Genomic DNA, 25,675 nt, shown 5'->3' with positions numbered 1-25,675 from the left:
CAGGGCGACGGCCTCGGAGCTTTATGAGTGGTCTGGCTTTTTTGGACACTGTCCATCGCTAACCAGTGATGCGGGGTGCCGTCTATCCAGGAGCTCCCACCCATGAGGAAACTCCGAATCCACAGCCCCGAGTTCAAGGCCAGGGTCCCCATGGAGGCGATCTGTGGCCGAAAGACGCTCCAGGAAATCGCCGCCGACAGCGCGGACTGGATCCTGGTGAGGCAGTAGAGGAAGCAGGCCATAAAGGGAACGACTGAACGGCCTCGGGGGGAGGGGGGGCGCACAGGTGGTTAACCAATGATGCCGATCCTGACGCCATCCTTGGTCCCGCCTGCAACGCCCGTCACAGACATTCCCCCGAGAACCTGAACCTATGCCCACGACTGGCAGGTGGGGCAACCACGGTCGGGCTCGGACAGGGCGGACAGGGAGTCACCACGCTCCGGACAGGGCGAATCCTCCACCTTCTCCCCAGTCCCCAGCTCAGCCCGGACTGCCGGACAAGGCGGACACCCCACCATCAGACAATTGATGAGACCCCTCCATACCTTGCAGAGCAGACAACTCTGAGAGGGGGGGCAGAGCCCTGTCTGGCCTGTCCGGGTGTCCGGCTTAGAGGCGGGGGGGGGACGCTCATCCGCCTGCTGACTGCGGTAGGTGGAGCGGCCCAACACCTCCCGAGGACGACGGACCTTCGCATATCAGCCGTGACGGACTCGATGCAAGGACCTATCGATCGGTTCCATCACTCCGGCTCTGTTGGGAGCGAGGGCTCCAGCGACTCACCCGGAGAAAACAGAAGCGGGACCGGCCCGCCGAATGCTCAATACGACTCCACCAGACGGCGCACCCTCACCAGGTTGGGCGATGGATCTCTAACTCAAAGCCACCGCCGAAGGTCGGCGGCTCAAGTTCCTCAACGTGGTAGACGAGCACAGTGTAACCTTAAGTAAGAGTGAGTCTCTCCTTAACATGAGCTTATTTAGGCGAACGGGTGCCAGAGTGGAAAACGAAGATCTGCGGTGTGTTCCACGACACATTCTGCCTGCTGGCGTGCCTGCCTGCGTCCAGATGCCCTCGGGTCGCAAGGCGTACGTGACGATTGGCGACATTAGTAGAGCAGGTGCCTGCGTTGTCCGCCGTGGGCCACTTGATGTGACCGCCAATGATGAAGTGCTTCTTGACGTAAGCGATCATGAAGTCGATCAGGCTCTTGTCCTGTCTGCCAATGTGAGGTGGGTGAATAGCTTGAGTCACATAACACTTGTTGGACTTGCCTTCACGGAAGGTCCACTACTGCCTGGAAGCATCTTGGATCAATACTTGGACCGAGCTCTCTTGCCGCCGGATTCTCTGGACTTCGGATAGTTTTCAACAACTCAATGCAGACGTGGCGTGAGGCTGACCACGAAGATCGGAGTCCCGTCCTTCCTGGGCTTCCACGCAGGGCCAATCACCTCCCCCCCCCCCCCCCGAGCACGAAATGAGTGGTGCGAAGGCCAAGCGGTGAATTGCTTCTGCAGAATGCACCCTTCTTCCATTCGCTCCGTTCTCGGGGGGGCAACAGATCCAGGAAACACCACCAGAGATCTTTCATCGGTGACTGTGAGCCGCAAAGTCCCATCCGGGAGCCCATTCGCCAGTGCGTTAACGTGACCATAATCACTTTTAGTATCCATGCCCCTCACTGGACTTGACCTCCTCGCCAAAGTCAAGGAGCTCGGCGATGCCTCCAAATCCGACCTGGTTCGAGCCGCCGGCTATGTCAGCACCAAGAAGGACGGCAGCGAACGGCTGAACTTCACCGCTTTCTACGAGGCCCTGCTTGAGGCCAAGGGCGTCAGCCTCGGCGACGGTGGCGGCAACGGTAAGGGGAAAGGTGGCCGGCGTCTGAGCTACGTCGCCACGGTGCAGGGCAATGGCAACCTCCTCGTGGGCAAGGCGTATACCTCCATGCTTGATCTCAGGCCCGGCGATGAGTTCGAGATCAAGCTCGGACGCAAGCAAATCCGGCTGATTCCCGTTGGCGGGTCTGAGGAAGAGGAGTGAAGCGGGTGGCTGCAGGGCTGTTTATTGCGTAACCGCAGCTCAACCTTGCCACCAAGCTCGCGTCCGCCGCAACCCGTGGGGGAGTTGGAAAGTCAACAGACCCCCCAGCAGTCACGCTCCGAGCCCTCCATGTCAGACCTCGACGCGTTCCTCCGCTGGAATTCCGGCCACCTGTTGGAGAACCGCACCCGTGGCGCCTATGCCGAGTGGCTCGTCCATCGGGCGCTTGGCATCGATCCTGGGCAGCATCGTGTCGAGTGGGCCGAGGTGGATGTGACGTTCGGCACCATCACCTTGGAGGTGAAGTCGGCGGCTTTCGTGCAGTCCTGGCAGCAGACACGCCCGAGCACGATCAGCTTCCCGATCGAGCAGCGCGTGGCCACCGCCTACGTCTTCTGTCTGCTGGCCGAGGAGGACCCCGACCTGGTTAACCCTCAGGAGCTCAGTCAGTGGCGCTTCTGGGTGGTGCCCACCGCCAAGCTGCACGGCGAACGCCGTTCGATCGGGCTCCAGCCTCTGATTCGGGCCTATGGAGCAGGACTTCGCTTCGAAGAGCTCGCGAGCCGCATCCAGGCGCTCCGCAAAGTCCTTGCGGAGGGATCCAGTGGAGCAGCAGAGATGGCTCCCCCATGCTAGTACGAGCGTACTTGCCAAGGGCTGCCATGGGCTACCGCCTGCGCCGCTCCACCTCGGGAGCCGGTGGCTCCCTGGAGCAGCCCATCGAGGGATGGCCCTATCTGGATCAAGAGGTCCTGCAAGCCAGCCGCAGCGGCAAGGTCTGCATGGCCTGCCACTGGTTTCGCCACCACGCCGGGGTGAACTGCATTCCGGTGCTGACCTGCCAGCTGCACCAGGGCCTGCTGGCCCATGGGGAGCACCTCACCCGCCGCTGCCAGGGTTGGACCGAGGACATGACGCGCCAGCGGGGCTGGTGCCCGAAGGTGGCATGAGCAGACGTCGTGCGGTGGTTGGTGTGATGGGGGCCGGAGACGGCGCCTCCCCCGAGGCCATGGCCCTGGCCGAGGAACTGGGGGAATGCATCAGCGCCCGGGGGTGGGTGCTGCTCACCGGTGGCCGACCGGCGGGTGTGATGGCGGCGGCCAGCCGTGGCGCGGCCCGGGTGGAGGGGCACCTGGTGGTGGGGGTGCTTCCCGATGAAGGCAACGAAGAGGAGAGGCAACACACGGCGGAGCTGGATCTGGCCGTGTTCACCGGCATGGGCAAGGCCCGCAACGTCATCAACGTGCTCAGCGCCGATGTGGTGGTGATCTGCGGGGGCGGCGGCCCCGGCACAGCATCAGAAGCCGCCCATGCCCTCAATGGGGGCAGGCCCCTAATCCTGCTGGCGGTCCCGCCGCTGTGGCGGGACTTCTTCTGCTCGCTCGGCAAGGGGGTGGAGTGCGCGAGCGACGTGGACGAGTGCTGCCGCTTGATCGAAGCCAGGCTCCAAGAGGCATGAGCGCCCGATCACCGCGTGTTCCCCTGAGCCCGCAGGAGGGATGGCTGAGCGACGGCCGCCAGGTGCTGCGCTTTCGCCCGACCCGTTGGGAGCGCTTGGTGCAACTGCTGGAGATCACCAGCGGCGAGCTGCTTCCTGATCAGGAGATCCCGTTGCTGAAATCACGCCGGGAGCTGACCCGGGTTGAGGCCCTGAAGCTCTGGGGCGAGAAGCCGAAGGCGGGCTGGGTGCCCTGCAGACCCCAGTGGTGATCGACACTACCGCCCAATCTGAACGTCCTCAGAGTGGCCTTATCTGCTCGGTCTGATGGGTACCCGTCGATGAGCTTTGGTCAGTTGTCCCATACATCCCAGGCCTCCTCTGGCTGAACACCTGCTCAGCTCTCAGCAGCTCTCAACTTTGAACTCAATCCCTAACAAGGCTTGGTATGACTGGGATCTGCTTGGCTCATTTCGTGCTCCCAAAGCACCCGCGCTACCAAGCTGCGCCACGCCCCGATGGGCTCACCCTAGTCGACGTTCCGGCACCAACCCCTGCAGAGTCAGCAGGAGGGACCGCTCCGGACTCCGTGGTAACCCCAGCGCCACAGCAGGCCCAGGCCCAACACCACAAGGCCGCTGAGCCAGGCCTCTGCAGACACCTGGAAGGCCAGCCCCAGGCAGGTGATCAGTCCCAGCCAGGCGAGAACCACCGGAAAGCGGCGCTGCTGTGGTTCGAGGCGCAGGACGCAGAGGTTGGTGATGGCGTAGTAGCCCAGCACCGTGAAGGCGCTGAATCCCCAGGTGAGCTCCAGCCGGCCGCTCATGCTGAGCAGGGCAGCGAGGGCCCCGCTCAGCAGTACGGCCGTCCTGGGACTGGTGCCCGCCGCGTCGAGCGCCGCCAGGCCCGTCGGCATGTCGCCGTGACGGCCCATCGCCATCCACACCCGCGAAAGCCCCAGGATCAGGTTGAGCAGCACCCCCGCCAGGGCGAGGGTGGCCCCCAGAGCCACGATCCAGCTGCCCCAGGGCCAGCCCGCCTCCAGCAGCAGGCGGGCCAGGGGCGGGGCCGGCGCCCCGGCCGACGGGTGTCCCGCCGCCGTCACGCTGCTGGCCAGGCCGATCGGGCCGGCCAGTCGCAGGGCCGATGAGGCCACTGCCAGATACAGCAGAAGCGCCGCCGCCAGGGTGAGCAGCACCGCCCGGGGGATGGTGCGCTCGGGCCGTCGCACCTCCTCACCCATCGTCGCGATGCGGCCGTAGCCCGTGAACGCCACGAACACCAGGGCCGTAGCCTGGGCAAGGCCCGCTGCTGTGGGGGCCGAGGCCATGGCGGCGCCAGGCAGGGACGGCAGAGAGGCCGCCCCTGCCACGAACAGGAGGAGGCTGAGCAGGGTGCTCCCCACCAACAGGCTGTTGAGCCACTGGCTGCGCCGCAGTCCCCCCAGGGCGGCAGCGGTGATGAGCCCCACTGCCAGCGGCGGCCACCAGCGCACGACGAGCGGATCCACCCCCAGCAGGGCCCCCAGATAGGCGGCCAGGCCGAGGGCCGCCGCCGCTGCCGACGCCGTCTTGGCACAAAGAAAGAGCCAGCCTGCCGCGAAGCCGGCCAGGGGCGAGAGCAGGCGGCGGCCGTACTCGTAGCTGCCACCGCTGACCGGCATCACCGCCGCCAGCTGGGCGGCCGAGAGCCCGTTGGCTCCCGCCAGCAGGGCCGCCAGCAGGATGGCCAGGGGAAGGGCCTCGCCGGCCGGTTGCGCCGCCAGGGCCAGACTCACGAACACACCGGTTCCCAGGATCGAACCCAGGCCGATGACCAGGGCTCCGCCGAGGCCGGTGGCCCGCTGCAGGCGGCGCCCGTCAGGTCGGGAGGCCCCCTCCGGCGGTTCAGGCAGTGGGTCCGTCGTCATCGGATGCGGTCGCACCGACGGGAGTCTCGCCTCTGGCCGACCGTTCATGGTGTGCTCCCCGACGCCCCTCACCCCCAGCGCCGCTTGCGGCTCACCGCCACGCTGCCGTCGAAGCCGGGAACCGGCACCTGGCACTTGCTCAGCTCCAGAGCCAGCGGGATCGGCCCGTAACAGTCCTCCAGCAGATCGAGGATCCGCTCGCTGTAGTGCTCCAGGGTGAGGCAGCGGACGGTGCGGGCCTGCTCCTGCAGCGCCGCGATGCCGCGGCCGTAGTCGAAGCCCTGGCTCAGGTCGTCGCTGCGGGCCACGGCGCCCAGATCGACCCCCAGGGAGAAGGCCAGCTCGAACCACTGGCCGTGGCGCCGTTCGTGCTCGTACACCCCGACATGGGCCCACACCCGCAGGCCCCGCACATGGATCGCCTCGGTCACAGGGGCAGGGGGCGGTGGCTGAACTGCCGGGTGCCATCGGCGTAGTCGGCGGCGATGTGGCCCTCGCCCCGCAGCCGGTAGCGGTAGGTGACCAGCCCCTCGAGCCCCACCGGCCCCCGGGGCGGCAGGGTCTGGGTGCTGATGCCCACCTCGGCGCCGAAGCCGTAGCGGTTGCCGTCGGCGAAGCGGGTGGAGCAGTTGAGGAACACCCCGGCGCTGTCCACCGCCCGCAGGAACCGGTCGGCGGCCGCCGGGTCGGTGGTGGCGATCGCATCGGTGTGGCGGGAGCCGTGACGGCGCACATGCTCCAGGGCCGCCTCCAGGTCCTCCACCACCTTCACGTTGAGGATCAGATCCGAGTACTCCGTGTCCCAGGCGCCGAGCCCGGCGGCCTGAGCCACCCCCAGGGCGCAGGCGCCGGCATCACCGCGCAGCTCCACACCCGCCGCGGCGAAGGCCGGCAGCGCCGCCGCCAGGAAGGCCGGGGCGATGGCCTGGTGCACCAGCAGGGTCTCGATGGCGTTGCAGGCCGCCGGGTACTGGGTCTTGCTGTCGAGGGCGATGCGCAGGGCCAGGGCCGGATCGGCGGCCCGATCCACATACAGGTGGCAGATGCCGTCGGCGTGGCCCAGCACGGGGATGCGGGTGTTGTCCTGGATGAAGCGCACCAGGGCATTCGACCCCCTGGGGATGATCAGGTCCACCAGACCATCGAGCCGCAACAGCCCCAGGCTCTCCTCGCGGCTGGTGAGCAGCTCCAGGCAGCCGGGGTCGACGGCGCTGCCGGCCAGCCCCCGCTGCAGGGCCGCCACGATCGTCTGGCAGCTGCGGCTGGCCTCCCGTCCCCCCTTGAGCAGGGCGCCGTTGCCGGAGCGGATCGCCAGCGAGGCGATCTGCATCACCGCATCGGGCCGGGCCTCGAAGATCACCCCCAGCACCCCCAGGGGCACGCTCAGCCGCTCCAGCACCAGCCCCTCATCGAGTTCGGTGTGCAGCTGGCGCCGGCCCACCGGATCCTCCAGGGCCGCCACCTGCCGCACCCCGGCGATGGCGCCCGCCAGCTTGGGGCCATCCAGCTTGAGGCGCGCCACCAGGGCCGGCGCCAGACCCTCGGTCGCTGCCGCGGCCAGGTCGGCCCGGTTGGCCTCCAGGATCCCGGCGCTGGCGGCATCGAGGGCGTCGGCCATCGCCGCCACGGCGCCACGGCGTTCGGCGTCGCTGGCCTGGCCCAGGGCCATGGCGGCCCGACGCACGGCCGCGGCCCGCTGCAGCAGCTGGGGGTCGGGCTCCGGCACGACGCTGGCAGGCGAAGGGATGGTCTGGCTCATGGCCCCCATCATCCCAAGCGGTCCAGCGCCAGCCGCACCGCCCCCAGCCGGCCGGCACCGTTGCCGAGGGCGCAGCGACGGATCACCAATCCCTCCCGGCTCACCGCCAGCACCCGCTCCTCCACCTCCCGCCAGACCGCCGGCAGGAAGTGGTGGCTGGCGGCGCTGAGGCCCCCGCCGATCAGCACCAGCTCCGGAGTGAGCACATAGAGCAATGAGCTCAGCCCCACACCGAGGGGGCGTCCGTAGGCCTGCCACACCGCCAGGGCCTCCGTGTCGCCGGCGTCGGCGCGGCGGCAGAGCTCGCGTGGATCGAGCGGGCTGAGGCGGGCCAGGCCGCCGATGCTGCAGAACTGCTCCAGGGAGCCCCGGTTGCCGCTGCGGCACGGCGGGCCATCGGGGTCGACACCGATCAGGCCCGGTTCGGCCGCCGCGCCGCCGTGGCCGGTGAACAGCCGGCCCTCCAGCAGCACCGCCCCGCCCACACCGGTGCCCAGGGTGAGCAGCAGCACGTCGCCTGCGCCCCGGGCCGCCCCCAGCCAGGCCTCACCGAGCAGGGCGCCGTTGGCATCGTTGCCCAGGATCACCCGCCGCTCCAGCCGGGCTTCGAGCCAGGCGGCCAGGGGCACATCCCGCCACCCCGGCAGGTTGATGGAGATCCGCGCCACCCGGCCGGCCGTGTCGCAGGGCCCCGGCAGGCCGATGCCCACCCGGTCGGCGAGGCGGTCGGGGTCGATCGCCTCGACCGCCTCGGCCAGGGCCATGCAGACCGCCCCCGGCACTGCGGGCCGGGGCGTGGGCACCTCGGCCTCGGCGAGCACGGTGCCCTGCGGGTCGCAGCGGGCCAGCTTGATGGCCGTGCCCCCCAGATCGATGCCGATCAGCTGGGCCTCACCGGGAGGTCGTGCGGGGGACGACGCCATCGGCGCACCCTACCCAGTGGGGGGAGCGCCGGCAGTGGGGGGCGCCGCCCTCAGAAGCGCAGGAACACCTGCAGCAGCGACTGCCAGGCCCCTTCGGTGTCGACGGAGGTCTGCAGGTTGAAGGTGTCGGAGGCCTTGTAGGTGAGGGTCACCTGGGGGGGAACGTCGGAGCGGTTCGGGGCCGCCAGCACCGACATGCTGAAGCGGTTGGTGATGTCCACACCGATCTCGGCGCCGAGCACCAGCTGGGGCGGCACCCGCCGCCGGGTGGTGCCTTCCTGCTGGGTGTCGATCGCCTGGTTCACGTAGGTGGGATAGAGGGCCAGGCTCACCCGCTGGCCGAAGGCATCGCTCAGGGACGACAGCAGGGGCGACAGCAGGGTCTGGCCCACCACCGTGGCCAGGGCGGCCCCGGCCCCGCCGCCGCTCAGACCCGCCAGGGAGTTGCCGCCGATCAGGGCCACCAGCCGCTCCTGCGGCAGGGGCGGGCTGCTGCGCAGCTGGAGGTTCTCGGCGATGCGGTCGGCGGGACCGCTCACCGACACCACCACCAGGATCAGGTTCAGCTGGTTGAGGGCCGAGAGGCCGGCCTGGTTGGGGGCGTTCTGCACCGAGGGGCCCACGTCCCCCACCCCGGACGGGGAGAGCACGCTGAGACTGTCGGAGATGCGGGTGCGCAGGGCGATGTCCAGGTAGGGCACCAGCCCCAGGGAGGGGGTGAAGATCGCCACGTTGGGGGCATCGGGATCGAGGCTGAAACTGGTGGTGAACAGGTTCAGGCGCCCCCCCAGCAGCCGCACCACCCCGGAGGCCCTCAGGGAGGGATCCAGGCGGCCGGCGATCCGCAGCTGGCCGGCGGTGGTGAAGTTGGCGATGTTGGGGATCACCACCCGCAGATCGGGCCCCAGCCGCAGGATCATGTCCTGGAAGGCCAGGTAGGGGAAGCGGGGCACCGAGGAGCGCAGGGCTTCGGCGGTGGTGGACTCCACATCGGGGCCCAGCAGCACCAGGGGCTGCTGGAAGTTCCACTTCGACTCCAGCAGCTCGGGCATGGTCCGCGGCTGGACCGGCTGGTCGGACACGGGCTCGCTGGCCGCCAGCTCGCCGGGCTGGACGTTGATGGTGCCGCGGCTGATTGCCACGTCGCCGCCGAGCACCGGGGCCACCAGGCTGCCGCTGAGGTGGAGCTGGCCGTGGCCCACCGCCGCCAGCCGCGGCACCTTGAAGGGCACCTGCTCCAGCGTCACCTGCAGGGTCCGCTCCTGGGCCAGGGGCCGGAACAGCCCGAGGCGGCCCTCGCCGCCCACCAGCCCCTGGGGCCCCACCCGGGCCCGGAACTCCTGCACCACCAGCTGCTCGAAATCGAACAGGATCGTTGCGTCCACCTCCCGCACCTCCTGGCCGATGAAGCGGCAGCGGAGGTCCCGCAGCCGCAGAAAGCCGTTGGCGATCGGATCGTCGAGGCTGCCGCGCACCAGCAGCTGCAGGTCGGCGCCGCCCTCCTGCCACTCGAAGGCCTGGCCCCCCAGGCGGGTGAGGAAGCGCAGGCCGTCGCCCCGGGTGGCCAGGCGCAGCTCCAGCCCCTGCTGGGACGCCACCAGCGGGATGGTGCCCGCCAGGTCGACGCTGCGGGAGGCCCCTTCGGCCCGCAGGGCCAGATCCAGCCCGATCCCCTCGGCCTTCAGCTCCACCCGCCCCCGCTCCAGCTCCAGCGCCTGCTCCCCGAGGCGCCCCTCCACCAGCGCCAGGTCGAGGGCCAGCTCGGGACGGGGGCCGCCCAACCGGTAGCGCCCCTTGGCGGCCAGGCTGCCGAGCAGGTTGTCCGGCAGCGGCGTGAGCAGGGCCAGCAGGGACAGGGGCAGGTCGGCGAGGCTGAAGCGACCGCTGCCGCCGCTGAGCGGCCCCTCCAGCCGCACCTCGAAGGGCTTGCCGGCGAGGGCCTGGGCCCGGTCGCCCTGGTTGAACCAGAGGTGGCCGGTGGCCCGCAGGTCGGCCCGGGTCCGGGCGAAGTCCGGGCCACTGAGCAGCAGGTCGGCATCGATCCGGGCCTGCAGCCGCTCCAGCTTCTCGGCCCGGCTGGCCCGGCTGGCCTCCTGCACCCGGGCGGCGACCCGCTCCTCGGCCTCGGCCAGGGCGCGCAGCTGGTCGGTGACCGTGCCGGCCATGGTGTCGACCACCAGGGTGCCCAGGTCACTGGCCCGCCCCCGGGCCGGGGCCGGCGCGCCGCGCCAGATGGGCCAGGCGTCGGTGAACTGGCGGAACAGGAGGGTGGAGAGCTGGCGTGCCTTGAAGCGGGCCCGGAACGGGCCCCGCCAGCGGCCGGACACCGTGGCGGCGATCCGGCCCTGGCCCAGGGGCTCGATCACGCCCTTGACCTGGTAACGGCGGTCGTCGTACTGCACATCGGCCTGGATGCGCCGGCCCCCCACCCCCAGGAACTCGGGCGACAGCAGCTCCACCCGGCCGTCGAAACCGAGCGGCTGCAGCCCCAGCCGGCCGCTGCCGCTGAGGTCCCCCTGCAGGGGGCGGAGGCGGCGTTGCGGACCGGTGGCCACCGCCAGACCCCGCAGGGGGAAGGCGCGGGCCAGCCAGCGGTAGTCCGCCGGCCGGCCCTGGAGGCTGAGCACGCCGCCGTCCCGCTGGATGGCGGCCCGCACCGGCTGCCAGCGGCGGTCGAGGAGGGCCGCGAGGCGTCCATCCGGCGCCGGCGCCACCGTGGTCAGGTCGAGGGACCGGTCCCGCAGGCGCCCGCGCCAGGTCTCCCGCAGCCGCAGGGGGCCGGCGCCGGGCTCCTGCAGGCGCAGCTGCAGGTCGGGACGCAGCTCCGCCAGGGGACCGGCGATCGTGCCCGCCGCATCCAGCCGGCCCTGCAGGGTGGTGCCCAGCAGGGGATCGAGGCGGGCCAGGGGGTAGTTGCGCACGTCCACCCGGGCCAGCAGCGGACCGGCCACCAGGCCCTTGCCCGCCTCGAGCGCCAGGGGCAGTCGGGCCGTGGCCGTGAGGCGGTCGGCGCCGAAGCGCTCCAGCCGCAGCAGCTTGTCGCTCCAGACCAGGGCCGCCTGCCAGGGCCCCAGGAGCGGCTGGGAGGCCTGGCCCGTCTCCAGCCGCAGGCGCGGAGCCGCCAGCCGTCCGTCCACCCGCAGGCGACCGGCCAGGGGCTGCCGCGCCCAGTCCGGCAGGCGGGAGGCGGCGGGAACGTCGGCGGGATCGAGGCGCCAGCGGGCGTCCAGGGCCAGGGAGCGGCCGACGCTGCCGCTGGCCCGCACGGTCGAGCTTCCCAGGCGGCCATCGAGCCGGCTGAGGCGCAGGAGCCCCTCCCCCCAGCTCCCCTGGAGGTCGGCCTTCAGCGGCTGGCGCCCGAGCGGATGGCGGGGCGGTGGCTGGGCTTCGAGCTGCAGGGCCAGGTGGCGATCCGCATCGGCCCGGGCCGTCAGGCGGCCGCCCCAGGGGCCGAAGCGCCAGGGGCTGGCGGGCAGGGTCAGGGCCCGCCCGCGGCAGGTGAGGGGCAGCCGCTCGGCCGTCAGCGGCGTGGCGCCGGTGCCCAGCCGCCAGCGCACGTCCCGCAGCTCAAGACCCCCCTCGCAGCGGGCCAGGCCCCGCTGCAGGCGGAAGCCCACACGGCCATCGGCCTCCCCGGCCAGGCTGCCCCCGGCCCGGTCCCCTGCCGGCAGCAGGGGCCGCAGCAGGGCCAGCGGCAGGCGGCGGGCCGTCAGCCGGCCCTGCCAGCGCTGCGTCTGCCACTGGCCTTCTCCGTCCAGCCGCAGCGAGCCGCCGCCCTGGCCGGGGGGGGGCGCCAGACGCAGGCCCAGGTCGATCGCGCGGCGGTGCAGGCGCAGGGCCACCTGGCCCGAGAGCCTCAGGTCGAGGGGCAGGGCCGTCGCTCCGGCTCCCCACAGCCGCAGGTCGGCGGGCTGGAGCAGGCCCAGGCGCAGGTGGATCCGCGGAGGCTCCCGCCCCGGGGGGACGGCGCCGAGCACCCAGAACTGGCCACTGGCATTGCGGCGCAGCTCGGCCCGGGCCCGCTCGAGGCCCAGATCCAGCACCAGCCCCCGCAGGGCCAGGCTGGCCAGCGGATCGAGGCGCACCCGCAGTCCCGCCACGGCGGCCGTGGAGGTGTCCCTGGGGCCGCTCAGGAAGCGGCTGGGGCCGATCCAGAGGCCGTCGGGCCGCAGGCCCCGGTAGGGGCCCAGCACCAGGGGACGGCCCATCGCCATGCCCACCTGGCGCTCCAGGGCGGGCCGGAAACGGCCGTAGAGGTCGGCGACGACGCGATCGAACCAGAAGACCCCGACCCCCAGGCCCGCCCCCAGGAAACCGACGGCGAGAAGCCCCTTCCACACACGCCGGCGGGCAGGCCAGGGCCGACTGTCAGGCTTCCCTCGCATCCACCGGGGTCGGTCGCCGTCCATGGGCGGCCGCAATATAGGGGGCTTGTCACGCCTTCCCCAGCCCCATGGCCGCTGATCCGATCCTGTTCGTGGCCGGCACCTGGCTGGGTGCCGCCAGCGGGGTGCTGGCGGTGCTCACCGTCGCCGGATTCCTCGCCCGGTGGGGCATCCGCTTCCGCCTGGTGGGGATCACCAGCTTCACGGCCCTGCTGTCGCTCTCCTGCCTCGCCTTCGCCATCAGCTACAACCCCCGGGTGAGCGTCCCGGGGGCGATCCAGGTGCCGGTGGTCTTCGACAACGGCACAGATCTGGTGATCGCCGCCGCGCCGGCGAACCTCGGGGCGGAGGCGGTGGCCCCCACCCTCGAGCAGGTGGCCCGCAACCTGCGCGGCGGCGGCCGCGGCAGTGGCGGCGAGGTGCGGGTGCGGCTGCGCCGGGTCGAGGCCGTCGAGCCGGGTCTGGCCCGGCCCGTGGTGCTGGCGGAAACCACCCGGGATCTGGCGGCCCGCAGCCCCGGCGACGCCCCCTGACCCCGGTGGCCCATCCCTTTCAACCAGCGGCCCACCTGAGGCGGGAGGAGCAGCGCCTGCGCCGGGCGGGCATCGACAGCTGGGAAGAGCTGTCAGGCCTCGATGACGCCCGCCTGCGCGATCTGGCCGCCTCCGGCGAGGCCAGCGAGGCCCGCCTGATCCGCCTGCGCGGCCAGGCCCGGCTGGTGAGTGCGGTGGGGCTTGCGCCGGAGGAGGCGGCCCTGCTGCTCCATGGGGGCATCGCCAGCCCCGCCGGACTCGCCGCCGCCGATCCCCAGCAGTTGCTGCTGCAGCTGGGGCGGCTGCAGCGGCGGCTCACCGGCTCGGCCGCCCCCCCGGTCGACCTGCCGCTGGTCCTGTCCTGGATCCGCCGAGCCCGGCAGGCCTCCGGTCGCTCCCCGAACTGACTCTCTGGACGGCTACGCGCCGTGATCATCCACTGGAATGAAGGAGTCTTCTACTTTTATCGTCGTTAAACTCAGATTACCTTGCCTTGATACACAATGAGAATCCAGTCCTACCGCAAAGCTGCAGTACTTTTCTTCGCGACAGCCCTCACGCTTGGAGCAAGACCAATATTTGCCGAATCACCCGCACTAAAAGAGGTAATGAGGAATGGCAAGCAGCTAGCAAATGAACTCTGCATTGAATTCAGAATATTAAATGCAAGCGGAATTTCTGTACACTCAGAATCCGAAGTCAGCAAACTGGCAAAACGCCGAGGGATATCGGTTGAGGATGCGCGGCTGATCACAACCTACGCAAACGGGTTGACGTGCTCTGAGGTTTTCTAAGCATCTGCGAAGCGAGATTGTTCATGATACTGCAAAAATCCAAGAACCCAAAGAAAAGCTCTGGAGTCAACCCAGGCGTGACTGACTGAGCACATTCTCTCCGACTCGCCTCCTGGCGATGGTTCTTTATGGAAATGTAGAGTGGATCGTATTGAGGTAGTAAAGTAAAGGGATAGGCCACTGGCCGGCCAAAGAACTCAGTAACTATAGACGAAAAGGGGAGTCTGGCAGCGCTCAAATGAACACGAGGGGGCAGACTTCGTTGCGCCGCGCTTGGGGGGAAGAACACCTCTGGACGTACGGACATCGATGGCAACGGCCTTTAAATTACTCAATCAGAATTGATTTGCCATACCTCAACAAAAGGAACAAGGAGCTGCGTATCGCACTAACCGCATCTTGCATTATGCCACAAGTGCTACTGAAGAGTAATGTGCCTAATTGGACCTAAAGGACCAAGTAGAGCCTGCAATTCCAACGCCCATCTCAATCCCACAAATGCTGCAGGAGCAGCCTTCAATAATACCGCAACGTGCCGTTTCTGCCCATCACGACCCTGCGACATGAGTAGCATTTACAGCGGAGTAATTAGTTAGGGAATCACTGGGCAACAGTGGCTAGAGGTACTTCTGGGTTCGGGGAACAGCAGATTTGACTACCATGCTGTGCTCATTAAGACTCTAACGTTCGTTGGTGGGCTTTTTCGTCTCATCATTCATTTCTTTGAAGCATAGAATACCTCATGTGGACATACCACACCCCTGATCATGTTGTCGTCAGCAACTGACGCCGCACCAAGAACAGATTCGCCAGCGCTGCCAGCACGCTCACCTTGCAGCGGTTCTTCGTCATGCCGCGCAATCTGGTCTTCTGAAATCCGAACTGCTGCTTGATCACCCGGAACGGGTGCTCACCCTTGGCACGGATGTGAGCCTTGGCTGTCTCCACAAGATCATCCAGCCGGCCCTCCGGGGTATCGGGTAGAACTCGGCGTTTGCCTGGCCGCATCGCAACCCGGAAACTGGCGGTCTTGCCCTTCATTTCAGGCCGCTTCTCAATGCCCTGGTAGCCGGCGTCGGCGTAGACCACTTCCTCCTCGCCATGCAGAAGCTCCGCCGCTGGGGTCAGGTCATGCACGTTGGCGGCAGTGGTCACGACGGAGTGGATCAGGCCTGTGTCCTTGTCCACGCCGGCGTGGATTTTCATGCCGAAGTACCACTGCTGCCCCTTCTTGGTCTGGTGCATCTCTGGATCCCGCTCCCCAGCCTTGTTTTTGGTGGAGCTCGGGGCAGCGATCAAGGTGGCATCGATGATCGTGCCCTGCTTCATGGCCATCCCCCGGTCCTTGAGATGGGTTTTCACCGTCTCGAAAATCCGCTCACCCAGGTTGTGCTTCTCCAGCAGGTGCCGGAACGCCAGGATCGTGGTCTCATCCGGGATCCGGTCGCTGATCATGTCGATCTGCGCGAAACGGCGCATCGTCGGCACCTCGATGAGAGCATCCTCCATTGCTGGATCGCTCAGCGAATACCACTGCTGCATCAGATGGATCCGCAGCATCGTTGCCAGCGGGTAGGGCGGACGGCCGCCTTTGCTGCTGGTCTTGGGGTAGTAGGGCTTGATCAGATCGATGAGTGCCTTACAGGGCACCACCTGCTCCATGTCGGCCAGAAACTTCTCGCGCTTGGTGCGCTTCTTGGCAGTGGATTGCTCGTAGTCGCCGAATCCCAGCTGCTTGCCGCCCATCAGCCCAGTCTTGATCAGTGATCACCGCACCATTGTCCCGTGATCAGGCTGGGTTTTCCAGGGATTCCTTAGGTTTGCTTTTCGCGAGAAGACTAGGCCTAGATATTGCCTCGAGCGTGCACACATGGCAAGTTCTCGTGGCCCAGTGATACTTCAATGGCTTGCAATCAAAATATAGCAGTCTCTAACTGCAGACCGATGAAGATAGGTTTTCTCCGACCAGCCTGGATGCAGTTGACAGGCATGAACATCGCTTTCGCCTATACGGGGGTACTTCGAAGGACCCGCAGTGGAGCTTTCATAGGCATGACGACAATGATCTACAGACGCAAATAAAGAATATGCTTGCCCATGGCGCAATCTGTCCACTCAACTAGAATTTCGTTCCTTCGTGGGGCCAACCAGATAAGCGGATAAGAAAAGCCTGGCTCCAACACCAATCCTGCTACAAGGCCACTATTGAGAACCATGACTCATTGATTAAGCTCAGGACCATCCATGTCAAGAAGAGCGCATTCTGATAGAGCAACAATTAAAAGTCACTGGATAGGCTTTACAACCAAGACGCAGAGAGTACGCATAAAGGAACGATGCCTACTCAGAATTAACACCATGCCGACGAAACTCCAGGCCAATGCAAGCCATATTCAATCAGTCATACATTATTGACAACTAGATTCAGGCATGGTAAAACTGACTACAAAAGTGGTTCTGCGAACGACAATCCGGACCTGCATAACCAATCAATCGGAGTTGAGCTTTATGTCGCGTTATCGTCCGTTCATACGTCAATCGCTGCACTGCTGCATAGTCTTCCTAGGTTGCGTGTTATCTACAGGCTACTGGATGGCGTCCAGCGGGCAAGAACTAGGGCAGACTTTAGGTATCAGGCTCTCCGCCACAGCAGATGCGTTAGCGTTGTCAGCCAAACGGCCTCTGCAGAGCTTCACGCTAGCGAACGGACTAACCACGATCATAGTGCACCAGCCGAAGGCTCCATTAGTGCAAATGGCACTCTATTACAGGGTGGGTTCACGGGATGAACCCCAGTTCCGAACTGGCTTCGCACATCTGTTCGAGCACCTCATGTTTGAAGGTTCTGAGAATGTGCCGGACTTTGACAAGCCACTCGTAGCCGCTGGCGCCGAAATCAATGGCTGGACGTCTTTCGACTTTACCGGATACGTGATCGACGCACCGCTCGGCGCTCTGGATCTGGCTCTATTCCAAGAAAGCGACCGCATGGGCCATCTGTTGGGGGCCCTTAGCCAGGAGAGTCTCGACCTTCAGCGCGACGTGGTGAAGAACGAGAAGAGAGAGAACGACAATCAGCCCTATGGGCTCAGCAGGTATGCCGAGTTGGAAGAGCTCTTTCCTCAAGGGCATCCGTATCATCACGCCCCGATCGGCGCCATGGACGATCTGGATGCGGCAACCCTGGGGGATGTCCATGGGTGGTTCCGGAGACATTACGGCCCAAGAAACGCCGCACTGGTTTTGGTTGGAGACGTGGATCTGCAAACGGCCCGAGCCAAGGTTCAGGAGTGGTTCGGAGAGATTCCGCCCGGCCCCGCCTCCTGGGGTCAGGTTGGTGCCGATCCTGTCACCTTGCCCGTGGAACGCAACAGGGAGATTCGCGATACCGTTCCCCTACTACGGCTTCAGCGCCTCTGGAGCGGCCCGCCGTTGCTGTCACCAGACAGTGCCGCACTGTTGGTGGCAATGGAGGCGTTGGGTGGAATGAATAGTTCCCGCCTTGATCGAACACTGGTGCGCGGACAGGCCGTGGCAAACACCGTGTGGGCTTACATCGAGTTTCATCAGCTCGCAAGCATAATCAATATAGGGATGGACGTCCGCCAAAACCTATCCCGCGAGCATGCCGAGGCCGCCTTCGATGCCGAACTTTCCCGCTTCCTTTCTGAAGGGCCCAGCATCGCAGAGGTGCAACGGGCTTCAACAAGACTTATCGCCAGCCGTCTCTTCAGTTTGGATAAATGGCTTCACACTATGATCGCAGAGGGCTGGGTTCAGGCTGGTGATCCCTCCTACATGATAGAGAAAGATCTCAGACATATCGCGGCAGTCACCCCCGAATCGGCGAAGACAGCTTTGGAGCGCTGGCTCCTGCGGCCACGAGTGATGCTCAACATCATTCCTGGAAACCGCCCGCACTCAAATCAGCTATCCGGCTCGAAAGGGAGTTCAATACGCTCTGGACTGATGGAGATCCGGGCTGAAGAACAAGCAGACGTCATGAGCAGTCCCAGGGATCAAAAGCCTCCAGCGGTAGTACAGGTGGGGGCCTTGGATTTCCTTCAAGTTCAGCGATCCACGCTTAGCAACGGCATCCCAGTGGCGTTGGTCCCGCGAGGGAAAAGCCCCACCGTCGAAGTGAGTCTTTCATTCAAAGGCGGCTTTTCGACAGACGCTGTGCAAATGCGAGGAACGATGAATCTGTTGGTACGCTCCCTGCGGGAGGGCAGCGCAAGCATTGATACAGAGGCGCAATACGATGAGCTAGACCGCCTTGGAGCAAGCCTCAGTACATCCGTTACACCCGATTACGCCAGGCTGGGACTCTCGGCCCTCACACCCAATCTGGGCCCTTCCTTAGAGCTTTTAGCCGACGCGGTGCGTCAACCAGCCTTCCGAGCTGACATTATTGAGCGTCTCCAGCATGAGCAACAGACTAAGGTCATCAAAGCCATGCACGATCCCACCGATCTCGCATATCGACAGTTGCGCCAACTGCTCTACGGTGCTGCCCACCCTTATGGCGCGGATGCTCTTGGAACCAAGGAAACGATCAGCACAATCACCCCCGAAGACCTGCAAAAGGCTCACAAGCGATGGTTCCGGCCGGACATGCTTCGGGTCACGGTGGTGGGTGATGTGACGATGGAGCAGCTAAAGCCTCTGCTTGAGAGAGCCTTTGGCACCTGGCAGGCAGAACCTGGCCCCGTTCCATTTGTGCAGGTGGTAGATGTACCTGCACAGCCATCGCGGGTGCTTCTCGTGGACCGGCCGGGAGCTGGTCAATCGGTGATCGCTGCCGGCAGGGTGCTGCAGCTGCGGGGAACCAGTGGGCCCGGTGAGAGCGTTGGGCTCGCCAATGCGGTCCTCGGGGGCAGCTTTCTTTCTCGTCTCAACACCAAACTCCGCGAACAGAAGGGATGGAGTTATGGAGTCGCTTCCTATCTCACCTACAACAGTGGCCCTCGTGGATTTACCATCACCGCTCCTGTTCAGACCGATCGCACTGTGGATGCAATCAGGACTGTTCAGAGTGAGATGCGCTCCTTCTCCTCCAACAAAGGGGTTAGGCCGGAGGAGCTCCAAAGAGTGACTGAAGGAGAACTGCACCGTATGGCGACTTTATACCGCTCCAACCGGGACATCCTTGACGCTGTCGAGTTCAATGACGATCTTATTCGGCCGCCGGATTATCTGATTAGACGGCCTAAGATCCTGCGGGCCATAAGCGCTGACGAAATCAACGATGCAGCGCGCACCTACTTTCAACCCGATGGCCTCGTGTTCGTTGTGGTGGGCGACCGTGGGAAAGTTGAACCCCAGCTGCGAGAGCTTGGTCTGCCCATAGAGTTCATACCCGACCCAGCCGCCCACAAACCTCGGTAATCGACTCGGTCCAAAGATCCTGTCCTTTGGCTTCTGCCGCCACCATTCCCACTCCACTAGAACCGAGCGCTGGCCAGAGTAGCTCTGGATCTCCAGCAAGCTTTCCATCCAGGCATTTGGGGAACCGCTGCGCCTGATCGGTGCAGGAGTACCAACCGAAATGAAGATAGCACTGCCGCATGCGGAACATGGCAACCCCAAAATGTTCGTTGAAAACAAGTCTGTACCTGCAACTATGGCAACTATGGGAAAGTGGAAGTGTGAGATGTGAGGGCTTAGGTGTTCTGTCTCAGCAGGTTGTTCAGTGACAAGGGGGTGTGAGGCCGCTACGGGCTGAGGTGCGACCCACCAACCCCGACCTCACCCACCCCTGCATAGCCACCCCAATGCCCACCTGACCCAGCGGGGCCGGCTCCGACTTGTCATCCAGCGCCTGGAGCACGGCCGCAGCCTTGCCGAGCTGGCCGCTGAAAACGGGATCAGCCTCCGCTGCGCTTACCGGTGGCTCGCCCGGTATCGCTCAGGCGGTCCAGCTTCATTGGCGGTTCGACACAACGTGCGCCTCACCCAGCGGCGGACCCTGCGTCGATCCGCAGCAGCTGCAGCAGGCCGTGGCTCTGCAGCACCAGCGGCTGCACCTGAGGCACATCGCCCGGCTCCTGCAGGCCCCCTTCTCCGCCGTGACTCGGGCCCTCAGCCGTCTGGGCCGCGGGCGACTGAGGAACCTGGAGCCCAGGTCTCCGGTGCAGCGGTGCGAGTGGGAGCGGCCTGGTGACTTGATCCACATCGACGTCAAGTCCCTGGCCCGATTCCGGAAGGTGGGCCACCGCATCACCGGTGATCGCCAACTGGGGCGCTCCTACGGGGTCGGCTACGACAAGGGTCCATATCGCCGTCGATGACACCACCCGACTGGCGTACGTCGAGGTGTCCGGCGACGATTAGATAGGCGGGACCGCGCAACTACATAGGCGGGTCTCAGGTTGCGACAACAGGGCTCCGATTCCGGTCTGGAGCCCCGCGATGCCCGCCCCTCTGTCGTTGCGGATCAAGGAGCGGTACATGGCCAAACGGGCCAGCGGCCTCAACCAGCAGGTGGCGGCCGATGCGGTGGGGATCTCGCTGCGCAGCGCCCAGCGGATCGACCGGGGTGAGCTGCAGCCGCAGGGGCAACAGCAGCGGCGGGGCCGCCATTGGCGAACCCGGGTTGATCCGCTGGCCGACGTCTGGGACAGCGTGCTGGTGCCCATGCTGGAGAGGGCGCCGCAGCTCGAACCCCAGACCCTGCTGCTCCATCTGGAGCAAGCCTTCCCAGGCCAGGAGTGGTTTCGCCGTCAACGCACGCTCCAGCGGCGTGTGGAGCAGTGGCGGGCGCTATACGGACCGGGCCAGGAGGTGATGTTCCTGCAAGAGCACCGGGCCGGTGTGCTGGGGATCTCCGATTTCACGCTGCTCAAGGGTGAGCCGATCACCGTGGCCGGTGTGGTGCTGGAGCACCGGCTGTTCCACTTCCGCCTGCCGTTCTCGGGCTGGTGCCATGTGGAGGTGATCCACGGCGGCGAAAGCTTTGTCGCCCTGGCCGAGGCCCTGCAGAACGCTCTCGCCCTCTGCGGCGGGGTGCCGGCGGAGCACCGCACCGACAGCCTCAGCGCCTGCTTCCGCAACCGTGACGGCAGCTACGCCGGGGATTACACCAGCCGCTACCGCGAGCTCTGCACCCACCTGGGCGTGATGGCCACCCGCAACAACCGCGGCGTGGCCCACGAGAACGGTGCCATCGAGGGCCCGCACCGGCACTGGAAACACCGGCTGGAGCAACAGCTGATCCAGCGCGGCAGCCGTGATTTCGCCACCGAGGCCGACTACCGCCAGCTGGTGGCGCAGGTCAGCGCCAGCCTCAACAACCGCACGGAGGTGGAGGGGAAGCTGGCGATCGAGCGGCTGCACCTGCAGCCGCTGCCGGTGGAGCGCTTTGCCGACTACGAGCCTGTGGTGGCGCGGGTGCGGAGCACCAGCACGATCGAGGTGCGCTCCGTCACCTACAGCGTCCCCTCACGGTTGATCGGCCAGCAGCTCACGGTTCACCTGCGCCATGACCGGCTGGATCTGTTCCTGCGCAGCCAGTTCGTCGAAACCCTGCCGCGGTTGTATGCCCAGAAGGGACAGAAGGCCTTGCGGCGGATCGATTTCCGCCATGTGATCGAGAGCCTGCGCCGCAAGCCCCGCGCCTTGCTGCGCGCCCAGCTGCAGGACGACCTGCTGCCCGGCGAGAGCTGGCGACAGCTGTGGCGCCGACTGCTGACAGCCCTGCCGCCGGATGACGCGGCCAAGGTCATGGTCGACGCCCTGCATGTCGCCGCCCGCACAGGCGATCTGGCCGGCGTGGAGCGGTATCTGCGGCGAGCGCTGCGCAGCGGTGCTCTCAGCCTCACGGCTCTGCGTGATCACTACGGCCTGCGGCCCCCCAGGGGCCTTGCGGCCCTGCCCCAACTTCAGATCCCTGAACACACCTTGAGCAGCTATGACGAACTCCTGGGCGGAGCCCCCCCGACGGCCGACGCTGGAAACAGCTCTGCCGACCCTTCTCAAGCAGTTGAAACTGGCGCAGTTCCGCAGCCAGTGGCAGGCAGCGGAGCAGCAGGCCAATGCCGATGGCTGGAGCCCGGCCAGCTACCTCTACGTGCTGGCCGAGCAGGAGCACCAGCAACGCCACCAGGCCCGGTTGCGGCGGTTATTGCATGAGGCCCAGCTGCCGGTGCCCAAGACCCTGGCCGACGTCGACTGGGGAGCCATCCCCGATCTCGATCGCCATCAGATCGAGCAGCTCGCCCACGACACCGGCTGGCTGGATCGGGCTGAGAACCTGCTGCTGTTCGGCCCCAGCGGTGTGGGCAAGACGCACCTGGCGGCCGGGATCTGCCGCAGCCTGATCGCCCTGGACCGCTCGGCGCGCTTTTACTCCGCCACCACGCTGGTGCAGGAGTTGCAGCGGGCCAAGGCCGACTACGCCCTGGCCAAGGCCCTCAACCGGCTGGATCGCTACGCCCTGCTGGTGATCGACGACATCGGGTATGTCCGCAAGGACGAGGCCGAAACCTCGGTGCTGTTTGAGCTGGTGATGCACCGCTACGAACGGAAATCCCTGCTCGTGACCAGCAACCAGCCGTTCAGCGAGTGGGAGAACGTCTTCTCCACCAGCGCCATGACGGTGGCGGCTGTGGACCGGCTGGTGGACCACAGCACGATCATCCAGATCAACGCTGAGAGCTATCGCCGCAAACGGGCACGCCGAGCAGGCCGCCCCGCAGTGGGCTGATTCAGCGTCCTGACCGGGCGTCAATTACCCGCCAACCGGCCCCGACATCGGCTCAGCCCTCCCCCTGCCATGGCAGGGGGAGGAGGCATCAACCCGCCTACGTAATTGACGCGAGCCGCGCATTGCATCTTAAGAGCTGTTACCTCGCTAGGGTTGTTGCATCAGAAGTAGCAACCGCCTGTGGCACCGGCACGGGGCGACGCGCAAGGCGTGAAGCCAGGCCGACCGGCCTCTCTCAAACAAGGAGAGCGGATGGCGCTGGCGATCAGCGCGGCAACAGCCCGTTACAGGAGCCTCAGCCGGGTAGGGAAACAGCGGCTGCTGGATGAGCTGCAAGCCTTGACCGGCTATCACCGCAAATCCCTGCTGCGCCGGTTAAACCAGCGGCCCGACGAGCGGCAGACCAGCCTGCGCGGGCAGCACCGCCGCCGCTACGGCCCCGAGGTGGTGGAGGCCTTGGTGCCACTGTGGGAGGCCAGTGATCGGCTGTGCGGCAAGCGCCTCCATGCCCTTCTGCCGCAGTTGGTGGAATCGCTGGAGCACCACGGCCACGTGCAGCTGGAGCCGGGCGTCCGGGCGCGGGTGTTGACGATGAGCAGCGCCACGATTGACCGGCTTCTGGCTCCAGTCCGCAAAAGTAGCGGGGGCAATGGATGGCGCCGCCCTCCCCGTGCCTACAGCGGTGTACGCCGTCGGGTGCAGGTGCGCACGTTCAAAGGCTGGGATGAGCACAAGGATCCCGGCTGGCTGGAGATCGACCTGGTGGCCCATTGCGGCGGCCGCCTGGAGGGGAGGTTCATCTGGACCCTGGTGGCCACCGACATCGCCACCGGCTGGAGCGAGAGCCTGCCGGTGATCACGCGGGATGGGGCCTCGGTGTTGGCGGCAATCCAGCGGTTGCGTCAGCACCTTCCCTTCCCCTTGCGCGGGATCGATGCGGATAACGATCCAGCCTTCATGAACGCCCTGATTGAGCAGTGGTGCGATGCACCGGAGCAGGGGATCGAGCTCACCCGCTCGCGGGCGTACCAGAGCAACGATCAGGCCTGGGTGGAACAAAAAAACGGGGTGCTGATCCGCCGGGTGGTGGGCTACGAGCGATTGGTGGGCCTGGAGGCGGCCCAGCTGCTGGGGGAGCTCTACGCGGCGCTGCGGCTGTTCACCAACCTGTTTCAGCCATCGTTCAAGCTCAAAAGCAGCGTGCGGGAAGGGGGCCGTATCAAGCGGCTGCACCACCCGCCACGAACACCGCTGCAACAGCTGCTGCGCACCGGAGTGCTCAGCGATCAGGAAGCCCAGGACCTCAAAGAGCTGAGAAAGCGGTGCGACCCCGTGGCGCTGCTGGCCACGATTCGGAGCTGCCAGAGCCGGCTGGCCCTGTTGATCAGCGGCCAACACACCAGTGCCATGGCGGGGGAGCCGCTGAGCTGGCGGACACCTGAGCAAGAAAAGCGAGAGCTGGAAGGGTTTCTGCAGGGGTTACAGGCGCTGTGGCGCCAGAGCAGGCCACTACAGAAAAAGCCCAAACCGCGGCAGGGCCGCCGCAGCCGGGTAGATCCCTTTGAGGCCCATGCTGAGCTGATCCCCCAATGGCTGACAGCAGAACCAGATGTGGGCAGCCAGGAGCTCCTGGACAGGCTGATCGATCTGGATCCCCAGCGCTATGGGGCCCAACACAAACGCACGCTGCAGCGGCGAATCAGAGATTGGCGTGTGGCAAGGGTGGAAAAGTGTGTAGCCAGTGCATCCGAACGGCCGGAAACCAAACCAGGAACAAGGGAAGGAGTGTTACCAGGCGTCAATTAAAACAGGTAACAAGTTATTGATGCAAAGCGGCCGCCTACGTAGTTGACACCGGGCAGTCGAGGTGTGAGCGGATAAGCAAAAGACCACAGTGATCGGCTTTCTCAGCCGTGCCCTTGCCTGGTTCAACGGTCTGGGCATCGAGTGCCTCCGAGTGATGAGCGACTACGGCCCTGCCTACGTCTCCAAGGCGTTTGCCAAGGTTTGCCGCACGCTGGGACTCCGGCACATCCGCACCAGACCCTACACCCCAAGGACCAACGGCAAGGCCGAACAGTCCATCCAGACTCTCTGCAGGGAGTGGGCCTACGGGATGCCGTTCCAGAACTCCGACGAACGGAATCGCTGGCTGCCCCGCTACCTGGCGATCTATCACCGGCTCAGGAAGCACTCGGCTCTTGGCTGGCGCTCACCTCAGCAGGGGCTCGTCGAGCTGCTCCGCTGACGAGCCTGGTGAGACACAAGAGCTAGCTCAGTATTGTAAACTCAAGGGGAGTTCTCATTTCAGAACATCTGCAAGTGGAGGTTGGCTTGAAAAAGAATGGTGTGGTTGGTTATGGAACTCGCCGGACTAGTGCTTCATGCCAGTCATCCTTATCAAGAGTATGGCCACAGAACCGGGAGAGTCCCTTGGCGGATAGCCAACATCAAAGAACTTAAAGAATCATCCTTCGGGGTTCGCCCCAATGTACGGGAAATGATGTAAAGTATTGCGACAATCAACCCTTGATGTCTTGGCTCAGTTAATAATGTAAGAAATCATTCGCAATTAAGCCTAATGATTAGGACGCTTGGAGGTGCGGCCTTTGCTGTCATGGTGATCAGCGCTCCCTCAGGCATTCTGCTTGATGGTTCTCCTGCTTGGGCTGGATGCAATCCTTTCGGATGTTCTAATTCATCAAACGCTGAATGCAATCCTTTCGGATGTCCCAATGGGCCGCTGGGGCAAGCATGTACTCCCTTTGGTTGCCCAGCATCTCCTCAGCCTCAATCCGGGGGAGGAGATTATCGCAATATGCCTAGTGGGTATCCTCTTCCAGAAGAACGCCGACCTAGAAGTGGTTGGGCTATGGCAGTTTGCGTTAGAGAAGGAAGACAGGCGAGGCTTTTTGATGGTCCATCCACAAGCTATGTGGTAGTGGGAAATGTAGATCGAGGCGACGAGGTCTTCGTGACAGGCAGAACCGTGCTAGTAGACGGATTGCGAATGCGCCAATTGGTTGATGGAAGATGGATCAGTGATGGGCTACTATGCAGAAATTGACGGTCAACTTGCCGATGGGCTAGGAGGGTGCTGAAATACAAACCGAGCCGCGGAGAACGGACCAACGACACTAAAAGGCTGCGCGGCCAGCAGGAGTGGACGGGCCCCTAGTTC

19 protein-coding genes and 2 pseudogenes are annotated in these 25,675 nt (G+C 65.5%); 15 read left to right on the top strand and 6 right to left on the bottom strand.

Annotated features, from left to right (window positions below; all coding sequences use genetic code 11):
* Positions 1–972 precede the first annotated feature (972 nt).
* The 6 genes from CYAGR_RS19535 (at position 973) to CYAGR_RS00665 (ending at position 3,759) form a co-directional block, all read left to right on the top strand.
* Entirely contained in the window at positions 973–1,368 is a 396-nt protein-coding gene (locus tag CYAGR_RS19535; protein ID WP_083891317.1) for a PilZ domain-containing protein, read from the top strand.
* A 309-nt stretch (positions 1,369–1,677) separates the two neighbouring features.
* Entirely contained in the window at positions 1,678–2,049 is a 372-nt protein-coding gene (locus CYAGR_RS00685; protein ID WP_015107813.1) for an AbrB family transcriptional regulator, read from the top strand.
* Positions 2,050–2,178: 129 nt separating this feature from the next.
* A complete protein-coding gene (locus CYAGR_RS00680) occupies positions 2,179–2,685 on the top strand; it encodes a hypothetical protein (protein ID WP_015107812.1) in 507 nt (168 codons plus the stop codon).
* 26 nt (positions 2,686–2,711) lie between these two features.
* Positions 2,712–2,999: a hypothetical protein gene (locus tag CYAGR_RS00675; protein ID WP_015107811.1), complete on the top strand. Its 288-nt coding sequence runs from the start codon at positions 2,712–2,714 to the stop codon at positions 2,997–2,999.
* Positions 2,996–3,508 carry an SLOG cluster 4 domain-containing protein gene (locus CYAGR_RS00670; RefSeq protein ID WP_043325244.1) on the top strand — a complete coding sequence of 171 codons (513 nt, stop codon included), beginning with the start codon at positions 2,996–2,998 and terminating at the stop codon, positions 3,506–3,508. The genes CYAGR_RS00675 and CYAGR_RS00670 overlap by 4 nt, the downstream gene beginning before the upstream one ends.
* The gene (locus CYAGR_RS00665) at positions 3,505–3,759 is read left to right on the top strand and encodes a DUF1651 domain-containing protein (RefSeq protein ID WP_015107809.1); all 255 of its coding nucleotides are present in this window, start codon (positions 3,505–3,507) and stop codon (positions 3,757–3,759) included. Before CYAGR_RS00670 ends, CYAGR_RS00665 begins: the two co-directional genes overlap by 4 nt.
* Positions 3,760–4,049: 290 nt before the next feature.
* On the opposite strand, the gene CYAGR_RS00660 is transcribed toward CYAGR_RS00665, so the two are convergent.
* The 5 genes from CYAGR_RS00660 to CYAGR_RS19350 form a co-directional block, all read right to left on the bottom strand.
* On the bottom strand, positions 4,050–5,396 hold the full coding sequence (locus tag CYAGR_RS00660; RefSeq protein ID WP_015107808.1) for an APC family permease: 1,347 nt from the start codon (positions 5,394–5,396) through the stop codon (positions 4,050–4,052).
* A 68-nt stretch (positions 5,397–5,464) separates the two neighbouring features.
* Positions 5,465–5,827: a dihydroneopterin aldolase gene (locus CYAGR_RS00655; RefSeq protein ID WP_015107807.1), complete on the bottom strand. Its 363-nt coding sequence runs from the start codon at positions 5,825–5,827 to the stop codon at positions 5,465–5,467.
* The gene (locus CYAGR_RS00650; RefSeq protein WP_043325242.1) at positions 5,824–7,155 is read right to left on the bottom strand and encodes a glutamate-5-semialdehyde dehydrogenase; all 1,332 of its coding nucleotides are present in this window, start codon (positions 7,153–7,155) and stop codon (positions 5,824–5,826) included. Before CYAGR_RS00650 ends, CYAGR_RS00655 begins: the two co-directional genes overlap by 4 nt.
* 8 nt (positions 7,156–7,163) lie before the next feature.
* Complete coding sequence (locus CYAGR_RS00645) at positions 7,164–8,078, bottom strand: ROK family protein (RefSeq protein WP_015107805.1); 915 nt, start codon at positions 8,076–8,078, stop codon at positions 7,164–7,166.
* Between the two features lie 50 nt (positions 8,079–8,128).
* Positions 8,129–12,418 carry a translocation/assembly module TamB domain-containing protein gene (locus CYAGR_RS19350; RefSeq protein WP_051016982.1) on the bottom strand — a complete coding sequence of 1,430 codons (4,290 nt, stop codon included), beginning with the start codon at positions 12,416–12,418 and terminating at the stop codon, positions 8,129–8,131.
* A gap of 113 nt (positions 12,419–12,531) precedes the next feature.
* Here CYAGR_RS19350 and CYAGR_RS00635 point away from each other — a divergent pair, with 113 nt between their 5' ends.
* Together CYAGR_RS00635 and CYAGR_RS00630 are read left to right on the top strand one after the other, a co-directional pair.
* On the top strand, positions 12,532–12,996 hold the full coding sequence (locus CYAGR_RS00635; RefSeq protein ID WP_015107803.1) for a Ycf51 family protein: 465 nt from the start codon (positions 12,532–12,534) through the stop codon (positions 12,994–12,996).
* Positions 12,997–13,001: 5 nt separating this feature from the next.
* Positions 13,002–13,403: a DUF4332 domain-containing protein gene (locus CYAGR_RS00630; protein ID WP_015107802.1), complete on the top strand. Its 402-nt coding sequence runs from the start codon at positions 13,002–13,004 to the stop codon at positions 13,401–13,403.
* A 1,152-nt stretch (positions 13,404–14,555) separates the two neighbouring features.
* On the opposite strand, the gene CYAGR_RS00625 is transcribed toward CYAGR_RS00630, so the two are convergent.
* On the bottom strand, positions 14,556–15,536 hold the full coding sequence (locus tag CYAGR_RS00625) for an IS5 family transposase (protein ID WP_015107800.1): 981 nt from the start codon (positions 15,534–15,536) through the stop codon (positions 14,556–14,558).
* 1,008 nt (positions 15,537–16,544) lie between these two features.
* On the opposite strand from CYAGR_RS00625, the gene CYAGR_RS16710 reads away from it, so the two are divergent.
* The 7 genes and pseudogenes from CYAGR_RS16710 to CYAGR_RS00580 all read left to right on the top strand — a co-directional run bounded on the left by CYAGR_RS16710 (position 16,545) and on the right by CYAGR_RS00580 (position 25,436).
* Positions 16,545–19,178, top strand: coding sequence for a M16 family metallopeptidase (locus tag CYAGR_RS16710; protein WP_172637136.1), 2,634 nt, complete (start codon positions 16,545–16,547; stop codon positions 19,176–19,178).
* A gap of 370 nt (positions 19,179–19,548) precedes the next feature.
* A pseudogene (locus tag CYAGR_RS19530) lies at positions 19,549–20,120 on the top strand (helix-turn-helix domain-containing protein); the annotation flags it as partial.
* Positions 20,121–20,201: 81 nt separating this feature from the next.
* Positions 20,202–21,281: pseudogene (istA, locus tag CYAGR_RS18905) on the top strand (IS21 family transposase); the annotation flags it as partial.
* A gap of 490 nt (positions 21,282–21,771) precedes the next feature.
* Positions 21,772–22,494 carry an IS21-like element helper ATPase IstB gene (gene istB, locus CYAGR_RS00595; protein ID WP_245552561.1) on the top strand — a complete coding sequence of 241 codons (723 nt, stop codon included), beginning with the start codon at positions 21,772–21,774 and terminating at the stop codon, positions 22,492–22,494.
* Positions 22,495–22,746: 252 nt separating this feature from the next.
* Positions 22,747–24,300 (top strand): integrase catalytic domain-containing protein, encoded by a 1,554-nt coding sequence (locus CYAGR_RS00590; protein ID WP_015107797.1) that lies wholly within the window; start codon positions 22,747–22,749, stop codon positions 24,298–24,300.
* Between the two features lie 88 nt (positions 24,301–24,388).
* Complete coding sequence (locus CYAGR_RS00585) at positions 24,389–24,742, top strand: IS481 family transposase (protein ID WP_051016977.1); 354 nt, start codon at positions 24,389–24,391, stop codon at positions 24,740–24,742.
* Between the two features lie 403 nt (positions 24,743–25,145).
* The gene (locus CYAGR_RS00580) at positions 25,146–25,436 is read left to right on the top strand and encodes a hypothetical protein (protein WP_015107796.1); all 291 of its coding nucleotides are present in this window, start codon (positions 25,146–25,148) and stop codon (positions 25,434–25,436) included.
* The last annotated feature ends 239 nt before the right edge of the window (positions 25,437–25,675 follow it).

It is taken from the genome of Cyanobium gracile PCC 6307, from assembly GCF_000316515.1.
Taxonomy (GTDB): Bacteria; Cyanobacteriota; Cyanobacteriia; order PCC-6307; family Cyanobiaceae; genus Cyanobium; species Cyanobium gracile.
Note: the sequence above shows the minus strand (reverse complement) of the source record. Positions and strands in the feature narration are given on the sequence as shown.